This window comes from Acinetobacter sp. ANC_7513, from assembly GCF_056779915.1.
In genome coordinates, this window is record NZ_JBWYIW010000003.1 from 172716 (window position 1) to 195372 (window position 22657).

At 38.3% G+C, this 22657-nt stretch carries 21 protein-coding genes; 11 read left to right on the forward strand and 10 right to left on the reverse strand.

What is annotated here, in order from left to right; translation table 11 throughout:
• Window positions 1-6 precede the first annotated feature (6 nt).
• Window positions 7-921 (reverse strand): sulfate adenylyltransferase subunit CysD, encoded by a 915-nt coding sequence (gene cysD / locus AC1M9B_RS05965; protein WP_035266686.1) that lies wholly within the window; start codon window positions 919-921, stop codon window positions 7-9.
• 141 nt (window positions 922-1062) lie between these two features.
• Here cysD and AC1M9B_RS05970 point away from each other — a divergent pair, with 141 nt between their 5' ends.
• Window positions 1063-1506 (forward strand): GNAT family N-acetyltransferase, encoded by a 444-nt coding sequence (locus AC1M9B_RS05970; RefSeq protein WP_179997707.1) that lies wholly within the window; start codon window positions 1063-1065, stop codon window positions 1504-1506.
• A gap of 15 nt (window positions 1507-1521) precedes the next feature.
• Window positions 1522-2049, forward strand: a complete 528-nt coding sequence (locus AC1M9B_RS05975; RefSeq protein ID WP_092766877.1) for a hypothetical protein — start codon at window positions 1522-1524, stop codon at window positions 2047-2049.
• Window positions 2050-2097: 48 nt separating this feature from the next.
• On the opposite strand, the gene AC1M9B_RS05980 is transcribed toward AC1M9B_RS05975, so the two are convergent.
• Both AC1M9B_RS05980 and lysS read right to left on the reverse strand, forming a co-directional pair.
• A complete protein-coding gene (locus AC1M9B_RS05980) occupies window positions 2098-3546 on the reverse strand; it encodes a capsule assembly Wzi family protein (RefSeq protein WP_481608761.1) in 1449 nt (482 codons plus the stop codon).
• Between the two features lie 301 nt (window positions 3547-3847).
• Window positions 3848-5377, reverse strand: coding sequence for a lysine--tRNA ligase (gene lysS / locus AC1M9B_RS05985; RefSeq protein ID WP_481608762.1), 1530 nt, complete (start codon window positions 5375-5377; stop codon window positions 3848-3850).
• 249 nt (window positions 5378-5626) lie between these two features.
• Between lysS and AC1M9B_RS05990 the strand changes: the two genes are divergently transcribed.
• Complete coding sequence (locus AC1M9B_RS05990; protein ID WP_179997703.1) at window positions 5627-6139, forward strand: YqiA/YcfP family alpha/beta fold hydrolase; 513 nt, start codon at window positions 5627-5629, stop codon at window positions 6137-6139.
• 31 nt (window positions 6140-6170) lie between these two features.
• Here the strand turns inward: AC1M9B_RS05990 and AC1M9B_RS05995 are convergent, their stop codons facing one another.
• Window positions 6171-6695 carry an adenine phosphoribosyltransferase gene (locus tag AC1M9B_RS05995; protein WP_481608763.1) on the reverse strand — a complete coding sequence of 175 codons (525 nt, stop codon included), beginning with the start codon at window positions 6693-6695 and terminating at the stop codon, window positions 6171-6173.
• Window positions 6696-7187: 492 nt separating this feature from the next.
• Between AC1M9B_RS05995 and rubA the strand changes: the two genes are divergently transcribed.
• The 4 genes from rubA (at window position 7188) to oxyR (ending at window position 10529) form a co-directional block, all read left to right on the forward strand.
• Window positions 7188-7352 carry a rubredoxin RubA gene (gene rubA, locus AC1M9B_RS06000; RefSeq protein WP_000760495.1) on the forward strand — a complete coding sequence of 55 codons (165 nt, stop codon included), beginning with the start codon at window positions 7188-7190 and terminating at the stop codon, window positions 7350-7352.
• Between the two features lie 79 nt (window positions 7353-7431).
• Window positions 7432-8610 (forward strand): NAD(P)/FAD-dependent oxidoreductase, encoded by a 1179-nt coding sequence (locus AC1M9B_RS06005; RefSeq protein WP_035266666.1) that lies wholly within the window; start codon window positions 7432-7434, stop codon window positions 8608-8610.
• Between the two features lie 61 nt (window positions 8611-8671).
• The gene (locus AC1M9B_RS06010; RefSeq protein WP_092766881.1) at window positions 8672-9607 is read left to right on the forward strand and encodes an alpha/beta fold hydrolase; all 936 of its coding nucleotides are present in this window, start codon (window positions 8672-8674) and stop codon (window positions 9605-9607) included.
• 16 nt (window positions 9608-9623) lie between these two features.
• Window positions 9624-10529: a LysR family transcriptional regulator OxyR gene (gene oxyR, locus AC1M9B_RS06015; RefSeq protein WP_035266662.1), complete on the forward strand. Its 906-nt coding sequence runs from the start codon at window positions 9624-9626 to the stop codon at window positions 10527-10529.
• A gap of 51 nt (window positions 10530-10580) precedes the next feature.
• Here the strand turns inward: oxyR and ppk1 are convergent, their stop codons facing one another.
• Together ppk1 and mtgA are read right to left on the reverse strand one after the other, a co-directional pair.
• Entirely contained in the window at window positions 10581-12659 is a 2079-nt protein-coding gene (gene ppk1 / locus AC1M9B_RS06020; protein ID WP_035266707.1) for a polyphosphate kinase 1, read from the reverse strand.
• Between the two features lie 124 nt (window positions 12660-12783).
• Entirely contained in the window at window positions 12784-13458 is a 675-nt protein-coding gene (gene mtgA / locus AC1M9B_RS06025; protein ID WP_035266660.1) for a monofunctional biosynthetic peptidoglycan transglycosylase, read from the reverse strand.
• Window positions 13459-13534: 76 nt separating this feature from the next.
• Here mtgA and AC1M9B_RS06030 point away from each other — a divergent pair, with 76 nt between their 5' ends.
• A complete protein-coding gene (locus tag AC1M9B_RS06030) occupies window positions 13535-14347 on the forward strand; it encodes a rhomboid family intramembrane serine protease (RefSeq protein ID WP_481608764.1) in 813 nt (270 codons plus the stop codon).
• A gap of 31 nt (window positions 14348-14378) precedes the next feature.
• Here the strand turns inward: AC1M9B_RS06030 and AC1M9B_RS06035 are convergent, their stop codons facing one another.
• Both AC1M9B_RS06035 and AC1M9B_RS06040 read right to left on the reverse strand, forming a co-directional pair.
• Window positions 14379-16865, reverse strand: a complete 2487-nt coding sequence (locus AC1M9B_RS06035) for an ABC transporter permease (RefSeq protein WP_481608765.1) — start codon at window positions 16863-16865, stop codon at window positions 14379-14381.
• Window positions 16862-17575 (reverse strand): ABC transporter ATP-binding protein, encoded by a 714-nt coding sequence (locus AC1M9B_RS06040; protein ID WP_481597329.1) that lies wholly within the window; start codon window positions 17573-17575, stop codon window positions 16862-16864. Before AC1M9B_RS06040 ends, AC1M9B_RS06035 begins: the two co-directional genes overlap by 4 nt.
• Window positions 17576-17616: 41 nt before the next feature.
• Here AC1M9B_RS06040 and AC1M9B_RS06045 point away from each other — a divergent pair, with 41 nt between their 5' ends.
• Window positions 17617-18261 (forward strand): arylesterase, encoded by a 645-nt coding sequence (locus AC1M9B_RS06045; RefSeq protein ID WP_481597298.1) that lies wholly within the window; start codon window positions 17617-17619, stop codon window positions 18259-18261.
• Window positions 18262-18337: 76 nt separating this feature from the next.
• Here the strand turns inward: AC1M9B_RS06045 and AC1M9B_RS06050 are convergent, their stop codons facing one another.
• Window positions 18338-18952 (reverse strand): carbonic anhydrase, encoded by a 615-nt coding sequence (locus AC1M9B_RS06050; RefSeq protein WP_481597299.1) that lies wholly within the window; start codon window positions 18950-18952, stop codon window positions 18338-18340.
• 320 nt (window positions 18953-19272) lie between these two features.
• On the opposite strand from AC1M9B_RS06050, the gene AC1M9B_RS06055 reads away from it, so the two are divergent.
• Window positions 19273-20283 (forward strand): alpha/beta fold hydrolase, encoded by a 1011-nt coding sequence (locus AC1M9B_RS06055; protein ID WP_481608766.1) that lies wholly within the window; start codon window positions 19273-19275, stop codon window positions 20281-20283.
• Window positions 20284-20300: 17 nt separating this feature from the next.
• Complete coding sequence (locus tag AC1M9B_RS06060; RefSeq protein ID WP_481608767.1) at window positions 20301-21302, forward strand: hypothetical protein; 1002 nt, start codon at window positions 20301-20303, stop codon at window positions 21300-21302.
• Between the two features lie 28 nt (window positions 21303-21330).
• On the opposite strand, the gene AC1M9B_RS06065 is transcribed toward AC1M9B_RS06060, so the two are convergent.
• On the reverse strand, window positions 21331-22602 hold the full coding sequence (locus AC1M9B_RS06065) for a class I SAM-dependent methyltransferase (protein WP_481608768.1): 1272 nt from the start codon (window positions 22600-22602) through the stop codon (window positions 21331-21333).
• Window positions 22603-22657 lie beyond the last annotated feature (55 nt).

The following is a 22657-nucleotide window of genomic DNA, read 5'->3' on the forward strand; positions in this document are numbered from 1 at the left end:
GAGATTCTAGAAGTAACCTTCTTGCTTTTTCTTTTCCATCGAGCCCGCTTCATCATGGTCAATCATTCGACCTTGGCGCTCAGAACTCGTTGCAAGCAACATTTCTTGGATAATTTCTGGCAAGGTGTTAGCAGTCGACTCCACCGCACCTGTCAATGGGTAACACCCCAAAGTACGGAAACGAACCGATTTCATTTGTGGAACTTCACCTTCTTTTAAAGGCATACGCTCATCATCCACCATAATTAATGTACCACTACGCTCAACAACAGGTCGTTCTGCCGCTAAATACAATGGAACAAGTGGAATACTTTCTAAGTAAATATATTGCCAAATATCAAGCTCAGTCCAGTTCGACAATGGGAACACACGGATACTTTCGCCTTTATTCACTTTACCATTGTAAAGATTCCAAAGTTCTGGACGTTGGTTTTTAGGATCCCAACGATGTTTATCATCACGGAATGAATACACACGTTCTTTGGCACGTGATTTTTCTTCATCACGGCGAGCACCACCAAATGCAGCATCGAACTTGTATTTATCTAATGCCTGTTTTAAACCCTGAGTTTTCATGATATCAGTATATTTCGAACTACCATGATCAAATGGGTTAATCCCAGCATCCTTACCTTCTTTATTTTGGTGGACGATAAGATCGAAACCGTGTTGCTTAGCCATATTGTCGCGGAAAGCAATCATGTCCTTAAATTTCCAACCTGTATCTACATGTAACAGTGGAAAAGGGAGTTTTGCAGGATAGAATGCTTTAAGCGCTAAATGCAGCATAACTGCCGAGTCCTTACCAATCGAATAAAGCATGACTGGATTTTCGAATTCTGCAGCAACTTCGCGAATGATATGAATACTCTCAGCTTCAAGCTGTTTAAGATGAGTAAGTCTTTCCTCATTTAATGACATGGACAACACCAGCTAGAATATGTGTACTTATGACACTTTTGAAAATTTATATTCATTATAGTGATTTAGACAACGGAGCTTTATCTCGTTTTTTTATATTAATATACTCAAATAGAATATAAGCAAAGAGACAATCTAATTATGATAACAATTACAGGCCTTTCTAATATAAAATACCAAGAATGGTTAGCCCTTTGGTCAGCTTACCTTGAATTCTACAAGACCGAATTGAATCCTCAACAAGCGGCTCTGACTTTCAAACGATTATCTGATGCGTCGCAAACCGATATGTTTGGCTACGCCATTATAAAAAATCAAAATGTCGTCGGAATTGTACATCTCATTTCTCACGCAAGCACTTGGACTAAACTCCCTTATTGTTATCTCCAAGATTTGTTTATTGATGCAAATTACAGGAATCAGGGCTTAGCCAGGAAATTAATAGAATTTAGCTATGATGAATGTAAAAATAATTATGATAGAGTGTACTGGCTAACCCATAAAAGCAATGATAACGCTAGACTTTTGTATAATCGTGTTGCAACCGAGACAGGATTCATTCAATATAAAAAATCTCTAAATTAGTTATTTTTATCTCCCATGCTTAGCCTTGAATCTCTTAAACAACATTTAGAGCGAGCTCAAATTGCTGGTCATATTTATCAGCATCATCAAATTCTAGTGTTACAAGAACCGTTTACTGAAAATGGTTCTGCTTTAAATATTTTTGTTCAGCACGAGTTAACTGCTGATCAAATTGGCTTACAGTTTGCTGTTGAACATACTGATCAAAAACTAAAGTTTTTGATTGGCGTTACACATAGCAATCAAGATCATAGAAGTGAAATTAGTATTGGTCATTTAAAAGGCAATCAAAAAGCTTTTAATTTGTGCTACGCCTTTTACAATTATCCAAAACATTTTTTTGTAGTTGAAACAGATTTATATGCGAACGCTGAGCAATTTAAAGACTGCTTAGAAAAGCAATTATTCATTCAGCCTGAGCTTAGTTTTTTAGACACAGCCACTAAAGTAAATCCAATGGGACAGAATTACCCATGGATGAAGGATTATATCGCGCAACTTAGCTTAGAAATGAAAGTTCGGATACAAACAAGTCTCATGTAAAAAAAGCCACCTTTTTAGGTGGCTTTTTCAAATACTAATCTAAGAATATTAACGTCCCAGTTTTTTGACATCTAAAGGTATTTCAATACCAACAGAAGCACCTGCATCATTACCATGACGATCTGAATCTGCAATCCAACCATTAATCTTTAATGGCAAATTCGGCTTCACAAAATGCGTCCAATTTAAATCTAATGCTTGGATATCATCTTCCTCAGAAAATGCAGCATTGGTATCTCGATTTGATTGATTTACTTTTGCAAATAATACGCGACCTGAAAGTCTATTCATGGCATCAAAACGAATATTTCCACCCAAAGAAATCATCTCACCATCTCCTCCAATCGCATGTGCAAGAGGATAGCCATGTTGATAATATCCATCTGTATAAACACTGTGATTATAAGATATTCCTTGGGCCTTCCCATTTGTAGTGGTGTCTACCCACTCAGCATAAACCTGATAAGGCATTTTTTTTAAAGATGAAGAATAATCCACCCCAGCCTGATACATTTTCTTAGCAGGTAAGCCACCTGCTTCATCTTCCCCCACGTATTGAGCATAGACGCCGATTGGCTGGTTCAATAAATAGCTTAGATTCAAACGCGCATCAAATCCAGCAATCTGGTTAGATGGATTAACAGTATCCCCGTAAACATTATCTTTACCAATCCAAGCATCCCAGAGAGTTCCTAAATCCTCAGGGCGACCTTCACCACCCCATTGAATAATGCGTGATGCACCGAACTCTAAATAAGGTAGTGGTTGTGCGGTCAAACGTAAACCAATAATTTTAGCATCAGGAACTGCTTTATAATCATCTAACTGGCCGCCAAAAGCTTGGTATTGCCAAGGCCCGATCCATGATAGCCATTTATGATCAAAAGCAGACTGTTCAGCACGCTGTAGAGTGAAACCATATACTGGTCGACTTGCATCTCCACGTATCAAACTACCATCGTGTCCAGGTCCCCAGTAGGTTGGAATCTGACCAGCAATGAGCCATTGATTCCAAAGTTTACCCGCAAGATATGAGCCTTCTAGGTTAACGTCTTGCCCATTGTCTATCTGAGTGTCTTTTTCACCTCTAACTTTGAGCTTCGCATCCCAATTTTGCCCCCCAAGATTTAACTCTGCACCAAGCGCATATTGTGCTTTTTGATGATCGGCAAAAGATTGTGGGATTTTCTTTTGATCACTCTCCGCGAAAGCATCCACTTTTAATGTTTCATTTTGCTGCTTAATCGCTCTTTCGACTTCCTGAATAACCTTTTGTTGTTCAATGGAGTTAATTTTAGCATTGTTGAGGGCACGTTGGACTTCATCACCACTTAGCGGCCATGTCGAGGTGCTTATTTGAATCACACCTTGTTGATTCAGCCAATTTAAATCATCTCTCAGGTTTTCATCGTTGAGGAGAATACCATTGGCAAACACCAGTGGACTAGAAAATAGTAAGCTCGATGATAGGATTTTTATAAGTCTATTCGGGTTCATCACAAATCAATTTAGGATTATATCTTATTGATTATTTGAATTTTTAATTTATAAATCCATTAACTTTACATTAAGTATTTAATTAGATACATTTAATAACATTGTATAAATATTTTGATAAACATACAGCTGGTTAAACAGATTAGCCTTAATGAGAATTTTCTATATTTTTTATCACCTTAATCAAATATTTTGTGATTAAAACCTCAAAATAAACTCACACTAAAAAACATTTAAATTTAATTTTATGTTAAGAAAAATTAAAAAAGCCCTTCAAAGAAGGGCTTTTTTAATTTCACTATTACGCATTTTTGTGACGCATATGTGGGAATAAGATCACATCGCGAATACTTGGCGCATTGGCAAATAGCATTACCAGACGATCAATACCAATCCCTTCACCTGCTGTAGGAGGTAAACCATATTCAAGCGCCTCAACGAAGTCGGCATCATAGTGCATTGCTTCATCATCACCCGCATCTTTTTCAGCTACCTGTGCTTGGAAACGCTCAGCCTGGTCAATTGGGTCATTTAACTCTGAGAAGCCATTTGCAAGCTCACGACCACCAATAAAGAATTCAAAACGGTCAGTAATGTGCGGGTTGTCATCGTTACGACGTGCCAATGGAGAGGTTTCCGCAGGATATTCAGTAATGAAGGTCGGTTGACGAAGTTTCGTTTCAACAGTTTCCTCAAATACAATCGTTTGAAGCTTACCTAGACCAAAACCTGGCTTCACTTGCTCTTTAAGTTCATTCTTAACAAACTCAGCTAAGAACTCGCGATCATTTACATTTTCAGGTGTAAATTGTGGGTTATGTTCAAGAATTGCATCAAACATTGAGATTTTCTTGAATGGACCCTTGAAGCTATACACTTCTTCGCCATAAGGTACATCTGTCGAACCTAAGATATCAATTGCTAGTTTTTCTAGCATTTGCTCTGTCAGTTCCATCAAGTCTTTGTAGTCTGCATAAGCTTGGTAGAATTCGATCATGGTGAATTCTGGGTTGTGACGTGTAGACACACCTTCATTACGGAAGTTACGGTTAATCTCAAACACACGTTCAAAACCACCTACAACCAAACGCTTTAAGTAAAGTTCTGGTGCAATACGTAAGAATAATGGCATGTCTAAGGCATTGTGATGCGTTTCAAATGGACGCGCAGAAGCACCACCTGGAATCACATGCATCATTGGCGTTTCAACTTCCATATAACGTTTTTCAGTCAAGAAGTTACGAATACCAGCAACTACTTTTGCTCGAATTTCAAAAGTCTTACGCGTTTCTTCGTTAACGATCAGATCAAGATAACGTTTACGGTATTTAACTTCTGTATCTGTTAGACCGTGGAACTTATCTGGAAGAGGACGGAGTGATTTAGTGAGGAGTTCAAAATGTTCAATATGCACATAAAGATCACCTTTGCCAGAACGTCCAATGTAACCTTCAACGGCAATAATATCACCTAGATCAAGACCTTTAATGGTGTCTAAAGTCTCTGCAGATAATTCTTTACGTGCAACATAAAGCTGAATACGGCCGGTCATGTCTTGGATCACCATGAACGAACCGCGGTTCAACATCACCCGCCCCGCAACTTTGACATAAACTTTTTCACTGTCTTCAATTTCTTCTTTTGATTTATCAGCAAACTGATCCTGAAGGTCTTGTGCATAATGTTCACGCTTAAACGTGTTTGGCCAAGGGCTAGTGCCCTGCTCTTGAGCCTTATCTTGAATCTGTTTTAACTTGGCATGACGCTGTGCGATTAAATCGTTTTCGGAAATGGCTTGTTCAGAAGTCGATTGAGCGTTTTGTTGCGTCATCTCTGCCTCGTAATTTTATTTAAAAAAGAAGTTGCATAGCATAGCAGAATTCAAAGTACTTGAGCATTAGAAAAAATAATCAGCCATTTGAAAAACGCTTAATTTCATCCACTAAAGTCTAGGTCTGAACATTTCTTAGACCAAAAGCTAAGTTGTACTTTGAATACAGCACTCTACAATCATCCTATAAATTGTGGAAAAGTATACTTTCAACAATCATAAAAAATAGAATGGATTTAATGATGACTTATGAACACTCAAGAGCCTAAAGTATTGTTTATGCATGGATTAGATTCTTCAAGAGAATCTACCAAGTTTCAGGCAATTCTTTCTAAAAATAAATATTGCATTAATGTTGATTATCGAAATTTAAAATACGCTGCTGTTGAACGTTTTTATATCGATATGATCGAGAAAATTAAACCAGACATTTTAGTAGGACATAGTCTAGGTGGTTACTGGGCATTAAAGATGTCAAATCGATTTCAACTTCCTGCTGTGATTGCAAATCCGAGCCTAATGCCATCTTTCGATCCAGATTATCCAGCGATTACAATTGAGGAGCTTCAATCCAAAACCTCATCTCAAATCGCTTATATCGAACTTGGTGATGAACTGATTGATATGCATAGTACCTCTGACTTATTAGAGCCATACATGTACGTTGAAAGTATTATTGGTGGCCGTCATCAACTGGAAAACCCTGATCGCCTGAATTACCTGATCGGATTAGTCAGCCACTCAAATCATCAATCACATTAAAAAAGCCTTGTGAATCACAAGGCTTTTCGACTTAAATTTGAGGTTTTGATTTATCGTCCAAAACTGACCAAATATTCATTCCTAAATCCGCGTGTAAGTCTGGTAAATCAAGGAAAATACTCGCCCCTAAAACAGTGTGCTGACATTTATCCATCAATTGCTTAACTGCTTTTAATGTACCACCTGTGGCCAATACATCATCAACAATAATCACTTTTTGAGCCTGTACATCCGCAGACATTTCTAAACGGTCCATGCCATACTCAAGGCTATAGCCCACACCAATTACTGGTGGTGGTAATTTTCCAGCTTTACGAACCAACAACAACCCCTTACCAGTACGTTGCGCCAACAAACTCGCCAAAACAAACCCACGTGCTTCAACCGCAACGAAACTCTCTACCTCTGCCAATTGCTCCGCAGGAATACTTTCGATTAAGGCGTCAGTTAAAGGTGCAATGCTCTGCATGAACAAAGGAGTTAAATCAAAGAAACAAATTCCTGGTTTTGGAAAATCTTGGACCGTACGAATGTGTGACCACAATGATGTAGACATAGGAGATAAAAATTAGACAAAAGAATGCGTGAATTTTAACGAATTATTGACAAAAAATATAGCAAACATGAGCTAAGAAAAAATACCAACCAATATAACTTATTGATTTTTAATAACCCATTTTTTAATTAAATAACAAGTATAAAACACAAACAGTATAAATTTTATATGAATAGCTGGTAAATCAATACGCGACAAAAGTCTGACAATTTTTTTTAAATCATAATACATATAATTTTGGCAAATATTTCAAAGATTTAATGCTCAGTCCTATCATGCATTAGCATAATTAGCATGCGTTTTGTCCTAATCTGCCATTCAGCTTCTCTTTTAGTCAGCTAAACTCCGTTATTTACTTTACTTTCCACCTCGAACTGCGTAAAAATTTGCTTGAATATGAACGATAAAAATTCATATCACTCGAGTCTAGGTGTGAGAAAGATTTTGGCTGACACCAATAAATGGAATTGTCAGTATTTTTTGGAGAATCAAATGAAAAAATATCAATGCATCGTTTGTGGATGGATTTATGACGAAGCAGAAGGCTGGCCACAAGATGGCATTGCTGCAGGCACTAAATGGGAAGATATTCCAGATGATTGGACTTGCCCAGATTGCGGCGTATCAAAAGCAGATTTTGAAATGATTGAAATCTAATACAGATTTCCTTTAAAGACCATTTTGATATGGTCTTTTTTCTTATTTACTAAAAAAATTATCAGTATTGGAGAGTACTATGCAACCGATCATCATTGTTGGCTCTGGCATGGCAGGTTACACATTAGCGCGAGAGTTTCGCAAACTGAATGCTGAACAAGCACTTGTTATGATTTGCTCAGATGATGCGGTGAACTATGCAAAACCAACTTTATCTAATGCACTTGTAGGTAAAAAAGCGCCAGAGCAAATTGCCTTAGGTGATGCTGAGAAAATGTCTGCGCAATTGAATATGCAAATTATTCATCATGCGACTGTAACTTCAATTTCTGCAGATCAACATCAATTGACCTACACAAAAGATGGACAAGCTGAAAACCTTATATACAGCAAATTAATATTAGCTGTAGGTGCTAACCCTATTCGTTTAGCCATTTCAGGTGATGGCGCTGATGATATTCATGTAGTTAACTCACTGATTGATTATCGTGAATTTCGCTCTAAGCTCGACCTTAAACAAGACAAGCGTGTTGTCATTTTAGGTGCAGGCCTCATTGGGTGTGAGTTTGCCAACGATTTACAGAACACTGGTCATCAAGCGACTGTGATTGATCTTGCCCCACAACCTTTGGGTCGCCTTCTACCAGAACACGTTGCACATGCTTTCCAGCAAAATCTTGAAGAAACAGGTATTCAGTTTGCATTAAGTACCACCGTAGATCGGGTAAGTAAAAACTCAGACGAAAGCTATACCGTAACGCTTGCAAATGGACAGAGCTTTACAGCTGACGTTGTTCTTTCTGCTGTTGGCCTGCAACCCAATACATCAGTTGCACAAGAAGCAGGAATCCATACCAGCCGTGGGATTGTGACTAACACTTTAATGGAAACCAATAAAACCGATATTTATGCATTAGGTGATTGTGCAGAAGTAAATGGTTTACTGCTTCCGTATGTCATGCCAATTATGCAACAAGCACGTGCTTTAGCTAAAACATTGTCTGGTGAAAATACACAAGTTCATTATCCAGCGATGCCAGTTGCAGTGAAAACTCCTGCTGCACCACTGACTGTATTACCTGTACCTCAAGGTGTAGAGGCAACTTGGGAAACTGAAGAGCTCGATGACGGAATGATTGCTAAAGCACTTGACCAAGAATCAACGCTTCGTGGATTTGTGCTACTTGGACCAACAGCAGCGAAGCAACGTTTAACATTGACCAAACTGGTCCCAGATTTAATTCCAGCTGCCGTTTAATTATTCAAAGATTTAGGGTATTTTCAAATGAAAGTACCCTTTTAGTTTGGACACAATAAAAATGAATAACGCACTAGAATATCAAGTTTCACCTTATGCTCCATTCATGCAAGAAAGTAAAGTGAGTCTAGGCAATGGGATCGACCTTCATATTGAAGTTGGAGGCAAGGCTGAACATCCTACGATTATTCTCATCATGGGACTGGGTGCGCAGATGCTTTTTTGGCCAGATTTTTTTTGCAAATCTTTAATAGACCAAGGTTTCAGAGTCATTCGTTTCGATAACCGAGATATTGGCCTCTCAACAAAAATTAAGCACAAGGGACCTCGCCTCAATACATTTAAACTTATGGGTCGATTTGCTTTTGGTCTAGGAAATCAAGGCTCTCCTTACAATTTATATGATATGGCTGAAGATGTAGCGTTACTCATTGAACGATTAGGTCTTGAAAAAGCGCATATTATTGGTGCATCAATGGGGGGAATGATCGCTCAGATATTGGCAGCAAAATATCCAGAAAAAGTGGATAAACTAGGATTATTATTTACCAGTAATAATCAGCCATTTCTTCCGCCGCCATTTCCAAAACAATTATTTAGTCTTATTGGTCGCCCTGCATCGAATGATGAAGATGGTATTGTAAATCATAGTATTAAAGTCATTCAGACGATTGGTTCACCTGGTTACGTCAATCAATTGGAAGTTATTCAAAACGCGCGTAAATTATATAAGCGTAGTTATCATCCAGCGGGTGTACTTCAACAGTTTTTAGCAATATTATGTACAGGCTCATTAGTTTCTATCGATAAGCAAATTCAAAAGCCAACACTGGTTGTACATGGCTCAAAGGATCGTCTACTCCCTTTTAGCCACGGCAAGGCAGTATCAAAAGCAATATCAGGCGCAAAGTTTGAATTAATCGAAGGAATGGGGCATGATATTCCTGCGCATTTCATCCCACAACTGAGTGGTTTGTTTGCAAAACATTTTAAATGATAAACACTAGGACACTATGGCTGCATTACCATCCCTAAGACAGCTGTCATATCTCGTGACTCTGTCTGAGACGTTGCATTTTACAGAAGCAGCACGTCGCTCATTCGTTACTCAGTCTACGCTTTCTGGCGGGATTATGGAGCTCGAGCGTTTATTGGGTGGCGTTCTCGTTGAACGTGATCGCCAAAATGTACGTTTAACCCCTCTCGGTGAGCAAGTGGTTGCACGAGCACGTGTCCTTCTTGCTGATGCTCAAGATCTCATGCGACTGAGCCGTGAGATGAGCGAACCACTTACTGGTGATCTTCATTTAGGAATTATTCCAACGATTGCACCATTTATTTTGTCGCAATTGTTAGAAGAAGTTCATAAAGAGCTGCCTAAAATTCAACTACATCTTCATGAAGCACAGAGTGAACATTTGGTTGAAAAGCTAGAACATGGCAATTTAGACATGATCATGTTAGCGCTCCCATTCGACACACGTGGCTTAAAAGTCGCTGAAGTTGCGAAAGAGAGTTTGTACTTAGTTGCAAACAAAGCTGACCACAAAACGGCGCAAGCTAAATCTCTAGAAGACCTTGATTTGACACACCTCATGTTGCTTGAAGAAGGTCATTGCTTAAGAGACCATACTTTAAGTGTATGCCCTATCGGTGAACGCAAGAATGATCATCGCCTTAAAGCGAGCTCATTACCAACCTTGGTTGAAATGGTGAGTTCTAATCTGGGCTTTACATTACTACCTCAGATTGCGGTAAATACACATATGCTGAAAAATAATGATCAATTGGTGATCCGACCAATTGAGAATGCCCCTTCACGCATTCTGTCATTAGTGACGCGTAAAAGTACGCCATTGCAAAGCGAATTTGATGTCCTTTTACAAATTCTACAGCGCATTACTGCTGATATTTGCTAATAAGTCATCACAAAAAAGGAGCCATTTGGCTCCTTTTTTTATAAAAATCATTTAAGATTTAAAGAGTTCAAGCAATTTATGTTGCGCATTATGAGGAGTCTCACCTTCATCGCATTGCGCACGTGACCAAGTTCCATCACCATTTAACAACCAAGCTTGTTGATTATCTTTCATATAATTCAATAAACCATGTTGATAAATGTGCTTTCTCAAAGTTGGATCCTCAACAGGGAAACAAACTTCAACACGATTAAATAAATTACGATCCATCCAGTCTGCGCTTGAACAATACAGTCGTGGTTGCCCTGCATTTCCAAAATAATACACACGTGTGTGCTCTAAGAATCGTCCAACGATAGAGCGCACACGGATATTCTCAGAAAGCCCTGGCAAACCTGGTCTTAAACAACAAATTGAACGTATGATTAAATCAATCTGCACACCAGCTTGTGATGCTTCATAAAGTTTATTAATCAGTTGCACTTCAGTCAGCGCATTCACTTTCACAATAATCTGAGCTGGCTTACCCGCTTTGGCGTGAGCAATCTCTTCATCAATATAACTAATTAACTGTGTATGCAACGTAAATGGCGCATGAAGTAATTTCTTCAATTTTGCCATTTTGCCCATTCCAGTCAACTCTTGGAATATACGATGCACATCTTCACAAAGCTCTTTGTCCGTTGTCATCAATCCGTAATCGGTATAGATCCGGGCATTGGTTGCATGATAATTCCCTGTACCTAAGTGCACATAACGAACCAATTTATTATTTTCACGGCGCACAACGAGAATCATTTTTGCATGTGTTTTATAGCCTACGATGCCATAAACCACCACAGCACCAGCCTCTTGCAAAACATTTGCTACCGCAATATTTGACTCTTCATCGAATCGCGCTCGAAGTTCAATGACAGCTGTGACTTCTTTACCATTACGTGCAGCTTCAGCCAACACTTGAACAATCTCAGAATCAGGCCCACTTCGATATAATGTTTGCTTAATCGCTAAAACTTGTGGATCTCGTGCTGCCTCACGTAATAAATTAATAACTGGAGCAAATGATTCGAATGGATGATGTAAAAGAATGTCCTGTTTCTTCATCGCAGAAAAAACATTTTCAGACTTCTTTAATACTTTAGGAATGACCGGCGTATGTGAGTCATATCTCAAATGCGGACGTTTAAAATTAGACACTAAACGTGCCAAGTTCACAGGTCCATCAACTTTATATAATTGTTCTTCATGCAAGTCGAATTCGTTGAGAAGGTAATCATAAATATGTTTTGGGCAATTTTCTGTCACTTCTAAACGGACAGCACGTCCAAATCGACGAGAGTTTAACTCCCCTTTTAATGCTTTTGCCAAATCTTCGACATCTTCATTAAGGGCTAAATCCGCATTTCGCGTCACACGGAATTGATAGCAACCTGTCGCAGTCATTCCTGGGAATAAATCAGAGACATGCTCATGAATAATCGCTGACAGCATCACGTGGTGTTCTTTACCATCGGTTAACTCGTCAGGTAAACGAACCACACGTGGTAAAGAACGTGGCGCAGGGACAACGGCTAAATCAATCTGTCGTCCAAAAGCATCTTTGCCTTCTAGCGTGACGATAAAGTTGAGTGATTTGTTGACTAAACGCGGGAATGGATGTGCTGGATCTAAACTAATTGGAGTAAGTACTGGCGCAACTTGTTCCTGAAAATATTTTTTAATCCATTGGGATTGAGCAGGTGTCAACTCTCCACGACGTAAGAAGCAGATATCTTCTTCACGTAATTTTGGAAAAATTTCATCATTCAAAATACGATATTGACGCTCTATTGCAGCATGCGCAGTCTGTGAAATTTTCTCAAGAACTTGCTTTGGTGTTAACCCATCTGGACTACGGCTTTCATTACCGAGCTCCAATTGCTCCATAACACCCGCAACACGAATTTCAAAGAATTCGTCCATATTTCTTGAAAAAATCAATAAGAAATTCATTCGCTCAAGCAATGGATGCAATGGATCAACCGCTTGTTCTAAAACACGAAGATGAAAATCTAAAATTGAAAGTTCACGATTGATATATCGTTCATTATAAGTATATTCAGTTGGAGTATTTGTCATCGCGGTATTCATACCACAAAACCTGCATGCTAAAGATCTGTCTTAAGTATGCTTCAAATTTATGACAATTTCATAAAAAATGCACATGATCACTGTGCATTTTTGATCTCACGAAAGTTTTTTAGACAATTACATTTCACGGAATTCTTGAAGCATTCATGTAACGCAAAATAATTCGCTGTTTATTTTTGAGTTTACGATCTTGACGGTGGTGTTGATAATAACGCGGATTCGGCAAGATCGCTGCCAAAAATGCGGCTTGCTCACGTGTTAGACTGCTTGCCGATTTTCCAAAATAATGACGTGCTGCAGCTTCCACACCAAAAATATGATCTCCAAATTCAATGGAGTTCATGTATACCTCAAGAATGCGTTGTTTTGACCACATACGCTCCATCATGACAGTAGCGACCGCCTCTTGTCCTTTACGTAAAAAAGAACGCTTATTAAATAAAAATAGATTTTTGGATAATTGTTGGGAAATGGTAGATCCACCCGCAACCACTTGTTCTTTTTCTTTATTTCTTTCCAAAGCATGTTTTATGCCGTCAAAATCAAAGCCATGATGTTGCATAAATTTAGCATCTTCAGCTGCAATAATCGCACGTTTCAGATGATCACTGATATTCTCATAATCACGCCATTGATGCTGAATAGGCTTCGAACTGTCGGTCCAGTATGTCCAACGCATGAGCATCGTTGTATCAACAGCATTGGTTCTCCACCATGCAAGACTTGAAAAAATCCATAGTTGAATTACAAGGATGATACTGACAATGACCAATAAAGTTCGAACAATAAATGCTTTCATGTCAGTGTGTTGCTCCTTTTGTTAGCGTAGTACATGCTTGACCTTAATCCATATCATTATCACAGAATACAATGACATGACTGAAATGCAACCACCCCAATTTCAAAGCCAATCACGTCTACCCTTAAGTCAGATTACGTTTTTAATCATTACACTAAATGTTGTACTTTTTATCTGGCAAATCTTTAGCGGGGTGGATATATCAAACCCAGCAACAATAGATGCTTTGCGCTGGGGTGCTGATTATGCACCGCTGACTTATTTAGAGGAACCCCTCCGAATCTTCAGCAGTACATTTTTTCATTTTGGTCTTATTCATTTAATGCTCAATATGTGGGCATTGTATATCTTTGGCAATGTCGCTGAGAAAACACTTGGACACGTTTATTTTTTAGGCTTGTATCTATTAGCAGGCATTATGGGAAGCTTGATCAGTGGACTGATTGATATTCGGAATAGTTACGAGTTATTGGAGCATGTCAACCATGATTTATTTCCACGTGTATCCGCAGGTGCATCAGGTGCCGTTATGGGTTTAGGTGGTGCTTTAACGCTCTTATCTCTTTTTCCCCCTTTACCACAACAACAATTTCTCTTTGATCGTAAATCGCTGCTGATCATCTTGGCATTAAATATTGGTATGGGATTCATGATCCCTGGAATAAATAATGCAGCGCATATTGGTGGAATGTTGATGGGTGCAGTCATGGCTTTATGTTGGTACATCGGTCAACGATTTAGACTAGGCTTCACCACTACCATCGTGGTACTTCCTCTAGGCATCTTCTTATGTTGGCTCATGTATCAATATAACTTAGGCTTAGTGAGCGGAATACAACCCATTTGGGCTGAAATGTTGCAGCAAATGAAAATGCAATTGGCGTATTAATTCCAATTGCATTTTTTAGACCTCATAAATTTTATGATTGATTGAGTTCGCGCAAGCTTTTTAATGGAGGAATCTCAGTTAAGTAGCTTAAACGATAACGACCAATCAGCGCACATAAAATCATCATGCTCATGGGTAGAATCACCCAGATTTCCCAATGCGGTTGTATAGCGAGATCCATTTTATAACTGGCGATCGCACTGATGACCTCAGCAAAAAAACACGATACTAAGCCAGCCATAAAGCCGCTAAATCCAATTTCTAAACTCAGCATATTTTTCAAATTGGATTTTGAGCTGCCAAATGATCTTAAAATCGCGACTTCTCGCTTTCGCTCATCCAGCAATAAATTAATGCAAGCAATCAACACCAAAAAACCTGAAACACTGACGAGAAGCGCAAGAATGGTAATAATTTGAACTAGAACAGATACTAAATTCTTAATTTCATCTAAAATTAAGGAAACATCGATAAATACAGTATTTGAGAACTGCTGAATCAGATTGACCAACTTGGATTTTTCATCTTGAGGTACAAAAAAACTTCCTAAATAACTTCCAGCATTTTCATCCATCGTATTCGGTGCAAAAATGAAGAAAAAATTTGGACTGAAGCTTTCCCACTCGACTGTTCTTAAATTTACAACATTGGCTTGAAGTTCGCCTTCTGGCAAGCTAAAACTGAGTTGATCACCCACTTTTATCCCTAACTCTTCAGCAAGATTTGCTTCAACAGAAACATCTCCCACCTGCTGCAATTGTGGCTGCCCACTGACAATGACATTATCTTCTGGATAGCCTTGAGCTTGAGTCAAATTCAACTCTCGTCTGAGTGAGTTATTTTGCGCTCTTAATGATTCCGAAAATGGCTGACCATTATGTTTAATTAGGCGTCCGCGGATATTCGGATACAAGGGTGTACTTGGCCAACCTTCTTTTTCGATCTGAGCTTTAAATTGCTCAACTTCAAATGGAGGAAGACCATAAATAAATTGATTTGGCGTACCTTCAGGTAACTGTTGCTGCCAACGATCTAATAGATCCGTCCTTAATACTACAAGAACTGTAATCAGGCTCAGACCTAATGCAAGTGCAGTAATTTGAAATGCTGTTTGATTAGGTACACGTACATAGGCTGACCATCTATTTTTCAAAGATTTGATCATCTTTAATAGCAACCAAACTATGCTGAACATACTTGCACACAATGCGAGGATCGTACCGATAACGAGCAATGAGAGCTGTATATTTTGAGTGAGCAAAATACAAAATAAAATAAGACTTACAGCTCCCGCTCCCAATAAGGTCAAGAGAGAACGCGTAGATTTAACATCCTCACGGATAACACGAATTGGAGGCGTATTTAAGAGCTGCATCAAACTTGGGACAATAAATCCAAACATCACAATGACACTGGTGAATATTGCAATCGGCAAAGGACCCAAAACCAAATCAAACAAGCTAAATTGGATGTCTAAATGCGGAATTAGTTGCAACATAAACTGCAATAAAATATAGCCTAGACCAATCCCTAACCCAGTACCGATGAACATCGCAATTGCGACGGCAATCATAAGCAATGCAATATAGTTCTTAAGAATTTGGAACTTTGCAGCCCCCATACATCTCATTAAAGCAACATGATCTTGATTTTGTTGAACGTACCGTTGACTGGTCAACGCAATTGCAATACCGCACAGTAAAATTGTAAGAATGTTTGCAAGCTGTAAAAAAGTATCTAGATTTTCAATTGGACGCATCAAGCGGGTATTCGCCTCATCCGCAGTTCTCAAGCGAATTGAGCTTTGGGTTTCCATTGCTTGCTGATCATCTGCATTTGGTTCAATCATTTTTTTAGGATAGAGCTGATCAAAATAAGCCGTAAACTCATTAAGTCTATTTGGCTCACCAGACATAAGCAGACGATATTCGATACGACTTCCAGGCTGAATCGCATTGGTTGCCGCAACATCAGATTGTGAAATGATCACTGTAGGTGAAAAGGCTGAAAATCCGAGTTCTTGGTTAGAATCCTTTTCAATGACTCCTGTGACTGTAAAACTCGCATCTGCGATTTGAACCCTCTCCCCTATTTTGACATTTAATAAATCTAAAGCACGTTGACTCAGCCATACCTCTTCTGACCGAATAGCAGTCTGATCAGGTTGAATAATGAGTTCACCACGTAGCGGAAAATTGGACTCAATCGCTTTGACATTCACCATGACAAATTGTTCATCAGTATGTGCCATTGAACCAAAAACCGTCACTTGGGACTGTTGTAGATTGAGTTGGTTCGCCTTCTGTTTAAATTTTTCATTGAGCGGATATTGATCACTCAACACTAGATCAGCAGCTTGAAGCTTAGCAGCCTGCAATGAAACAGCTTGTTGAATCTGATCATTACTGAACTTTAAAGCGGTTGTCGCACTAATCGCGAGACTCAATGCAAAAATGAGCAAATAAATCCCTGTGCTAGCAAAACTTTGCTTCAACAAAGGTTTGAATAGCGCACTCATACACGCGCTCCAGAAGCTGAAGCGCCTTGCACTTTTTCTAATTGACCATCGATCAATTCATAATGCGTCTCACATTTTTGTGCTAGCTTTTGATCATGGGTGACTAAAACCAATGTAGTGCCCAGCTCCCGATTCAAATCAAATAAAAGCTGTTCAATCTCCTGGGCTGTCGTCCCATCTAAATTTCCCGTTGGTTCATCCGCAAATACAATTTTGGGCTCAGCAATTAAAGCGCGTGCAATTGCTACGCGTTGTTGTTCTCCCCCAGACAGTACTTTAGGTGTTTGAGTACTTTGACGATCTAAACCCACTTTGTTCAACCAATAAAGGGCTTGTTGTTCTGCTTTGGCATAATCAAAATTCTTTTGAATTCTCAGCGGTAACATGACATTTTCAAGCGCAGATAAAGAAGGTAAAAGCTGAAAGGATTGAAATACAAAACCAATATTTTCAAGTCTAATTTGAGCGCGTTGCTCTTCGCTTAATTGCTCAACTGCTATACCATTAATCGACAATGTTCCTGAACTTGGCTGATCTAATGTCGCCAGAATTCCCAAGAGTGTAGATTTTCCAGAACCCGATCTGCCTGTGATTGCGACTTGCTCGCCAGGATAAATTTGTAGATTTAGTTTCTCAAAAATCGTCAACTTTTTTTGTTGGATCTGTATCGTTTGTGTCAATTGCTGTGCAGAAATTAACGCTTGTGGCATGATTGAAGAAGTTGAGTCATTACGAACCATAGAAAGCCTTTATGCAAATCAGTCAAAGTTTAAATATTGTTACGTTGAGAAAAACTGCCTTTTTATTTATCTGCAGTTGTCTGTTTCTTTTACCGATCAATAGCTTTGCAAAAACTATCCTTATTCTTGGTGATAGTTTAAGTGCTGGTTACGGCGTACCCACCGAGAAAGGTTGGGTCAATCTTTTGCAAAAACGTCTTGATCAACAGTATCCGAAACAACATCGAGTGGTCAATGCAAGTGTCAGTGGTGAAACAAGCAGTGGTGCATTAGCACGTTTGCCCAAATTGCTACAAACACACAAACCAGATATTGTCGTAATTGAATTGGGAGGTAATGACGGTTTACGAGGTCAACCTCCAAAAATGATTCAACAAAACCTAACTCGATTAGTTCAATTGAGCCAAAAATCTAATGCCAAAGTACTCATATTTGGCATGAAGATTCCTCCAAACTATGGCTCAGCGTATAGCAAAGCCTTTGAAAATAATTATAAAGTTGTGAGCCAGCAATTTAATGTGAAGTTGCTCCCTTTTTTTCTAGAAGGTGTTGCTGGAAATAATAAACTCATGCAAAAAGATCTGATTCATCCTAATGAACAAGCTCAACCTAAACTCTTAAATAATGCATATTCTTATATTAAAGGCGCTCTATAAAGTTATAGACATATAGATCCATAAATCCCAATCAATAAAAAAGCCAGCTTAAGCTGGCTTTTTTAAAATGCTGATATTAGAAGTCAAAGAATGTAACTTCACCTGTTTCAAGTGAGTATTCTGCACCTACAACTTTTAATTTACCTTGTGCAATCAAGTTTTCCAACACCGCAGAACCATGGCGCAACTGGTTAACTGAAGCAAAAACATTTGAGCGAACCGCGTGTACTGAAAGCTTTTTCAAATCATCTTTTAACTCAGTTTGCATTAAAATTTCGACTGATGGACGTACGCGATTGACAATAGACATCAAATTAACAGATGGCGGTTGTTGAGGATTACGTAATGCTTCAATCGTTGAGTCGATTGCGCCGCAATGTGTATGACCTAATACAATCACTAAAGGACAATTAAAACTTTCGGCTGCAAACTCCACACTTCCAACTTGAGATGGAGCTACGATATTGCCTGCTACACGAATAACAAATAAATCACCTAAGCCCTGATCAAAAACCATTTCAGCTGGAACACGTGAATCAGAACATCCTAATACAATCGCAAATGGCTCTTGAGTTTCAGCCATCTGAGCACGCTCTTGATGCGTCAATAATCGCTGATGCTTGGTTTGACCTTCAACAAAACGTTGATTACCAATTTTTAAACGTTCTAAAGCTTCTTGTGCAGTTAGCATCTTGTATCCATGGTTTATCAAGGTTTGAGGTAATTTTAATACTGTGCTTTTTGATTGTCACTGACAAAATTTAAACTCTGTTACAATTTTTGTTAATTGCTAAAAATATCTTCAATTTCTTCAAATCTGATGATTATGATCATTCCTTACTAAACACTTTAGCAGCTGATTCAGCGCTTAAATTTATGTTTATGAAGTAAAACTTATTTAAATCGAGAACCAATTATCACAAAAATAGGATTTATTTTTTTACTTTTAACTACTACTTTATAAAAGTCACTTGATTATAATGTCGCCCTGTTTTAAGGGATTTCACCTGCATGTTTGTTCATCTTCCTTTACCCATATTAAAGCATCAACATTTATTTTCCATTTTACTCGCGTTAATGCTCAGCCTCGGTATCTCATCTACCCGAGCAGATACTGTTGAATTTATCGACTATCAAAAAGTTTTAAATGAAGAACGTGCTTGGGCAGGACTATCCAATAAAACGATTCGCGTCGGAGATGTTGTGTGGTCTTATAGCGAAGGTGGTCCTGCTGATCGACCTGCCTTATTGCTCATTCATGGTATAGGCATGAATCGAGACAGTTGGAATCATGTCGCTCGGAATCTCACACAGCAATATCGCGTCATTATCGTTGACTTGCCTGGAAGTGGACAAACGCTAACACCGAAGGGATTTGACTTATCACTTCCTCATCTGACTGAACAGTTACGTCGTTTTGCAGAAGCATTACGCATTGAAAACCAGCTTAATCTAGCGGGTCACTCTGTCGGTGGATCAATCGGACTGATGTATGCTGCTAAATATCCTCAAGAAATGAAAAGTTTATTTCTGATCAGTGCCGGTGGATTATTCAGAAGTAACAAAACATTCTTCCTCAATAACCCAATTTATTTAAAGCAGCTTTTAATCTCACAACCTGGAGACTTGAATTATGTTTCTAGGAGAGTTATGCATAAAGCTCCCTTCGTACCCAGTTTAATCAAGAAACAACAAGAGCAAGCACTTATTCAACGCGCGGCGGATACATCTGAGTTGATTCATCAGCTTGTTAAACTCAATCAACAGTACACCGTTGAATCATTTGCTCAATTGTTAAAAAATATTGAGGTTGAAACATTGATTTTGTGGGGAAAACAAGATCAGATAGTAAATGTTGAAGTTGCACATGAATTAGGGACCGCCTTAAAAAAAGCACATCCCCCTATTCTATTAGATCAAATTGGTCATACACCTATCGTAGAAACACCTGATCTTGTGGTGCAACATTACTTAAGTTTTTTAAATAAGATGAATACCGTTAAAACGTCATCGTCAAATTAAGGATATTGAGAATTTTCATGGAAAAAAATCCTAAAATCGAACAGTTGATTGAGGCACATTTGGCATTTCTTGATCATGAATTTTCTCAAGATGACACCATTGAAAATGAATTTTTATATTTTTATCAATGGTTTCGAAAACAACCTTTAAAGCAAATTTGGTCTTTCGAGGCGATTAGTGCACTGCTTCAAAAACAAATTCTAAATACACCTACAACTGATTCTCTCGTTCAACAGATTGCGGAGCATATTCGATTTGCGTTGGTTCATCCGCTTAATGAAACGACTCAAATCGAAGATATTATCTCGGTTCACACCATTGATCGAATTGCACTTTATATTTCATCTAAAAGTGCTCACCGCCAAGCCCTGATTAAACGTATCGTGAACAATCCCGCATTTTCGAGTATGCTCACCGAGTTAATCCATCATTCTATTCAGGATTATATTGATAATTCAGTGATGAATAAAAAAGTACCCGGTGTCGGCCGCTTTATGAAAATGGGGAAATCAGTTCTTGAAAGTGTCACCGATTCCAATCTTGATGATACGGTCAAACATTATCTTCAAAAAAATATTATCAAGATCAGTCAAATTAGCGAACAAGTCATTAACCAACACTTTGATGACAATAAGCTATATCATTTCCAAGCCAATCTTTGGCACAAAATAAAGCAAGTCCCACTCTCTGCTGTTAAAAACTATTTTGAGATCAATGATCTACCAAATACTGTGGCAATGGGACATGATATTTGGGATCACCTCCGTCAAACTGAATATCTAAAGCAACAAGTACACGATGGTATTTACACGTGGTATTGTCATAATCAAGACCGCTCTTTCGATCTGATCTTGCAAGATATCAATATCAACGAAAGCCTTGTTCAAAATGAATTAAGTGCTCTGCTCTGCCCCGTAATTAAGCATATGATTTCTAGTGAACACCTTAAACAACGTGCACGTGTATATCTTGAAAAATTCTACTATTCTGAACCAGCACTAAGTATTCTCACATCTTAATTAGAAAACCGCTCCTTAGAGCGGTTTATTAGAAATATGTCGTCGGTATTTGAATCTCAATTTGATGCTCACTCAGCCATGAATTGAGACGTTCTATTTTACGTAGGTCCTTTGATTCTCTATGCTCGCTTATAGGATAGATATAATGGCAATTCATCAATAAAAATATACTCTCAACAAGTAGTTTTAAATTTTGCTGAAAACAAGGAAGGTGATGTAACTGTTGAAAAGTTTTAGAACCAGTTCTTAAACTTTCAATAATGGCACTGATCACCTCCTTCGGAGCTTGAATTGGGCCAATTGATGTTTTTAAATTAATATTATCCAATCGCTGATTGTTAAGAATAAGATCTAATCTAATCTTATGTAAAATTCCTAAATGGTCTTCAAAACGGTAATTCACTGATTTTTTTTGAAACAAATCCATACGTTGCTTTGAATCCCGAGCAATATCTTTTAGATACTCTTTTGTATTCGAAATATTCACATCTGATATCAACTGTTGCAAGTCGATTGGAATGCTAAGCGAATCTAAGTTTTCAGTTGGAACTGCACTCCCAATATATGATAGATCAGCTTCGATCTTTAAAATCTCATGTACATCTACACTATAAAGGGGTTGCCAATAATCAGTTAAAAGTTCGTGAGCGAGATAATTGGTATCATTTTTTAATGTATTCACAATTCCTTGTATTTTGTCATATCCAATAAAAGCGCCTCTCCGATTTAATTCACTCACTAGTGCTGTAGACAATTCAATACTTTGAGCAGATTGCTGAGACGTATTTTTATCAACCAAGTTAAAGATTTTTTGAATAGGCTGTAAAGTAGCGGATCCAGGAAAGCACATATAGTGTAAATAGAATAGTCCTTGGTCCTTTAAAGATTTATCTAGAATCTGCCTAATAAAATATTGATTGTGTTCAGAAACCCAAGAATACACTCCATGACAGACAATGAAATCAAACACTTCATTATTATTTTTGTTAAATTCTTCAAAGTCTATATTTAAGAATCTTATATTGCTTAACTGTAAGAATTGAGCAAGCTCTGTAGCTCGTTGTATGTGTTTGTCATTAAAATCCACTCCGACAAACTCAGCGTACGGATTTGCAATTGCTGCCACAATCAAGTTAAGACCACAACCACAACCTAACTCTAAATATCGAAAATTTTGAGATATATCTGGCGCTATATAACCTTGAAATTGGCTGATTGTACTCAACCAAATTGGCTGCATCTCTGGATAAAAAAACATAGGATAGATAGTGTCAACCACATAGCCATCGACGCGCTTCATTATTTTCCTTCTAAACTCGACTATTCAAAGCTTGGAGTGAGATTCTCGCTCTCAC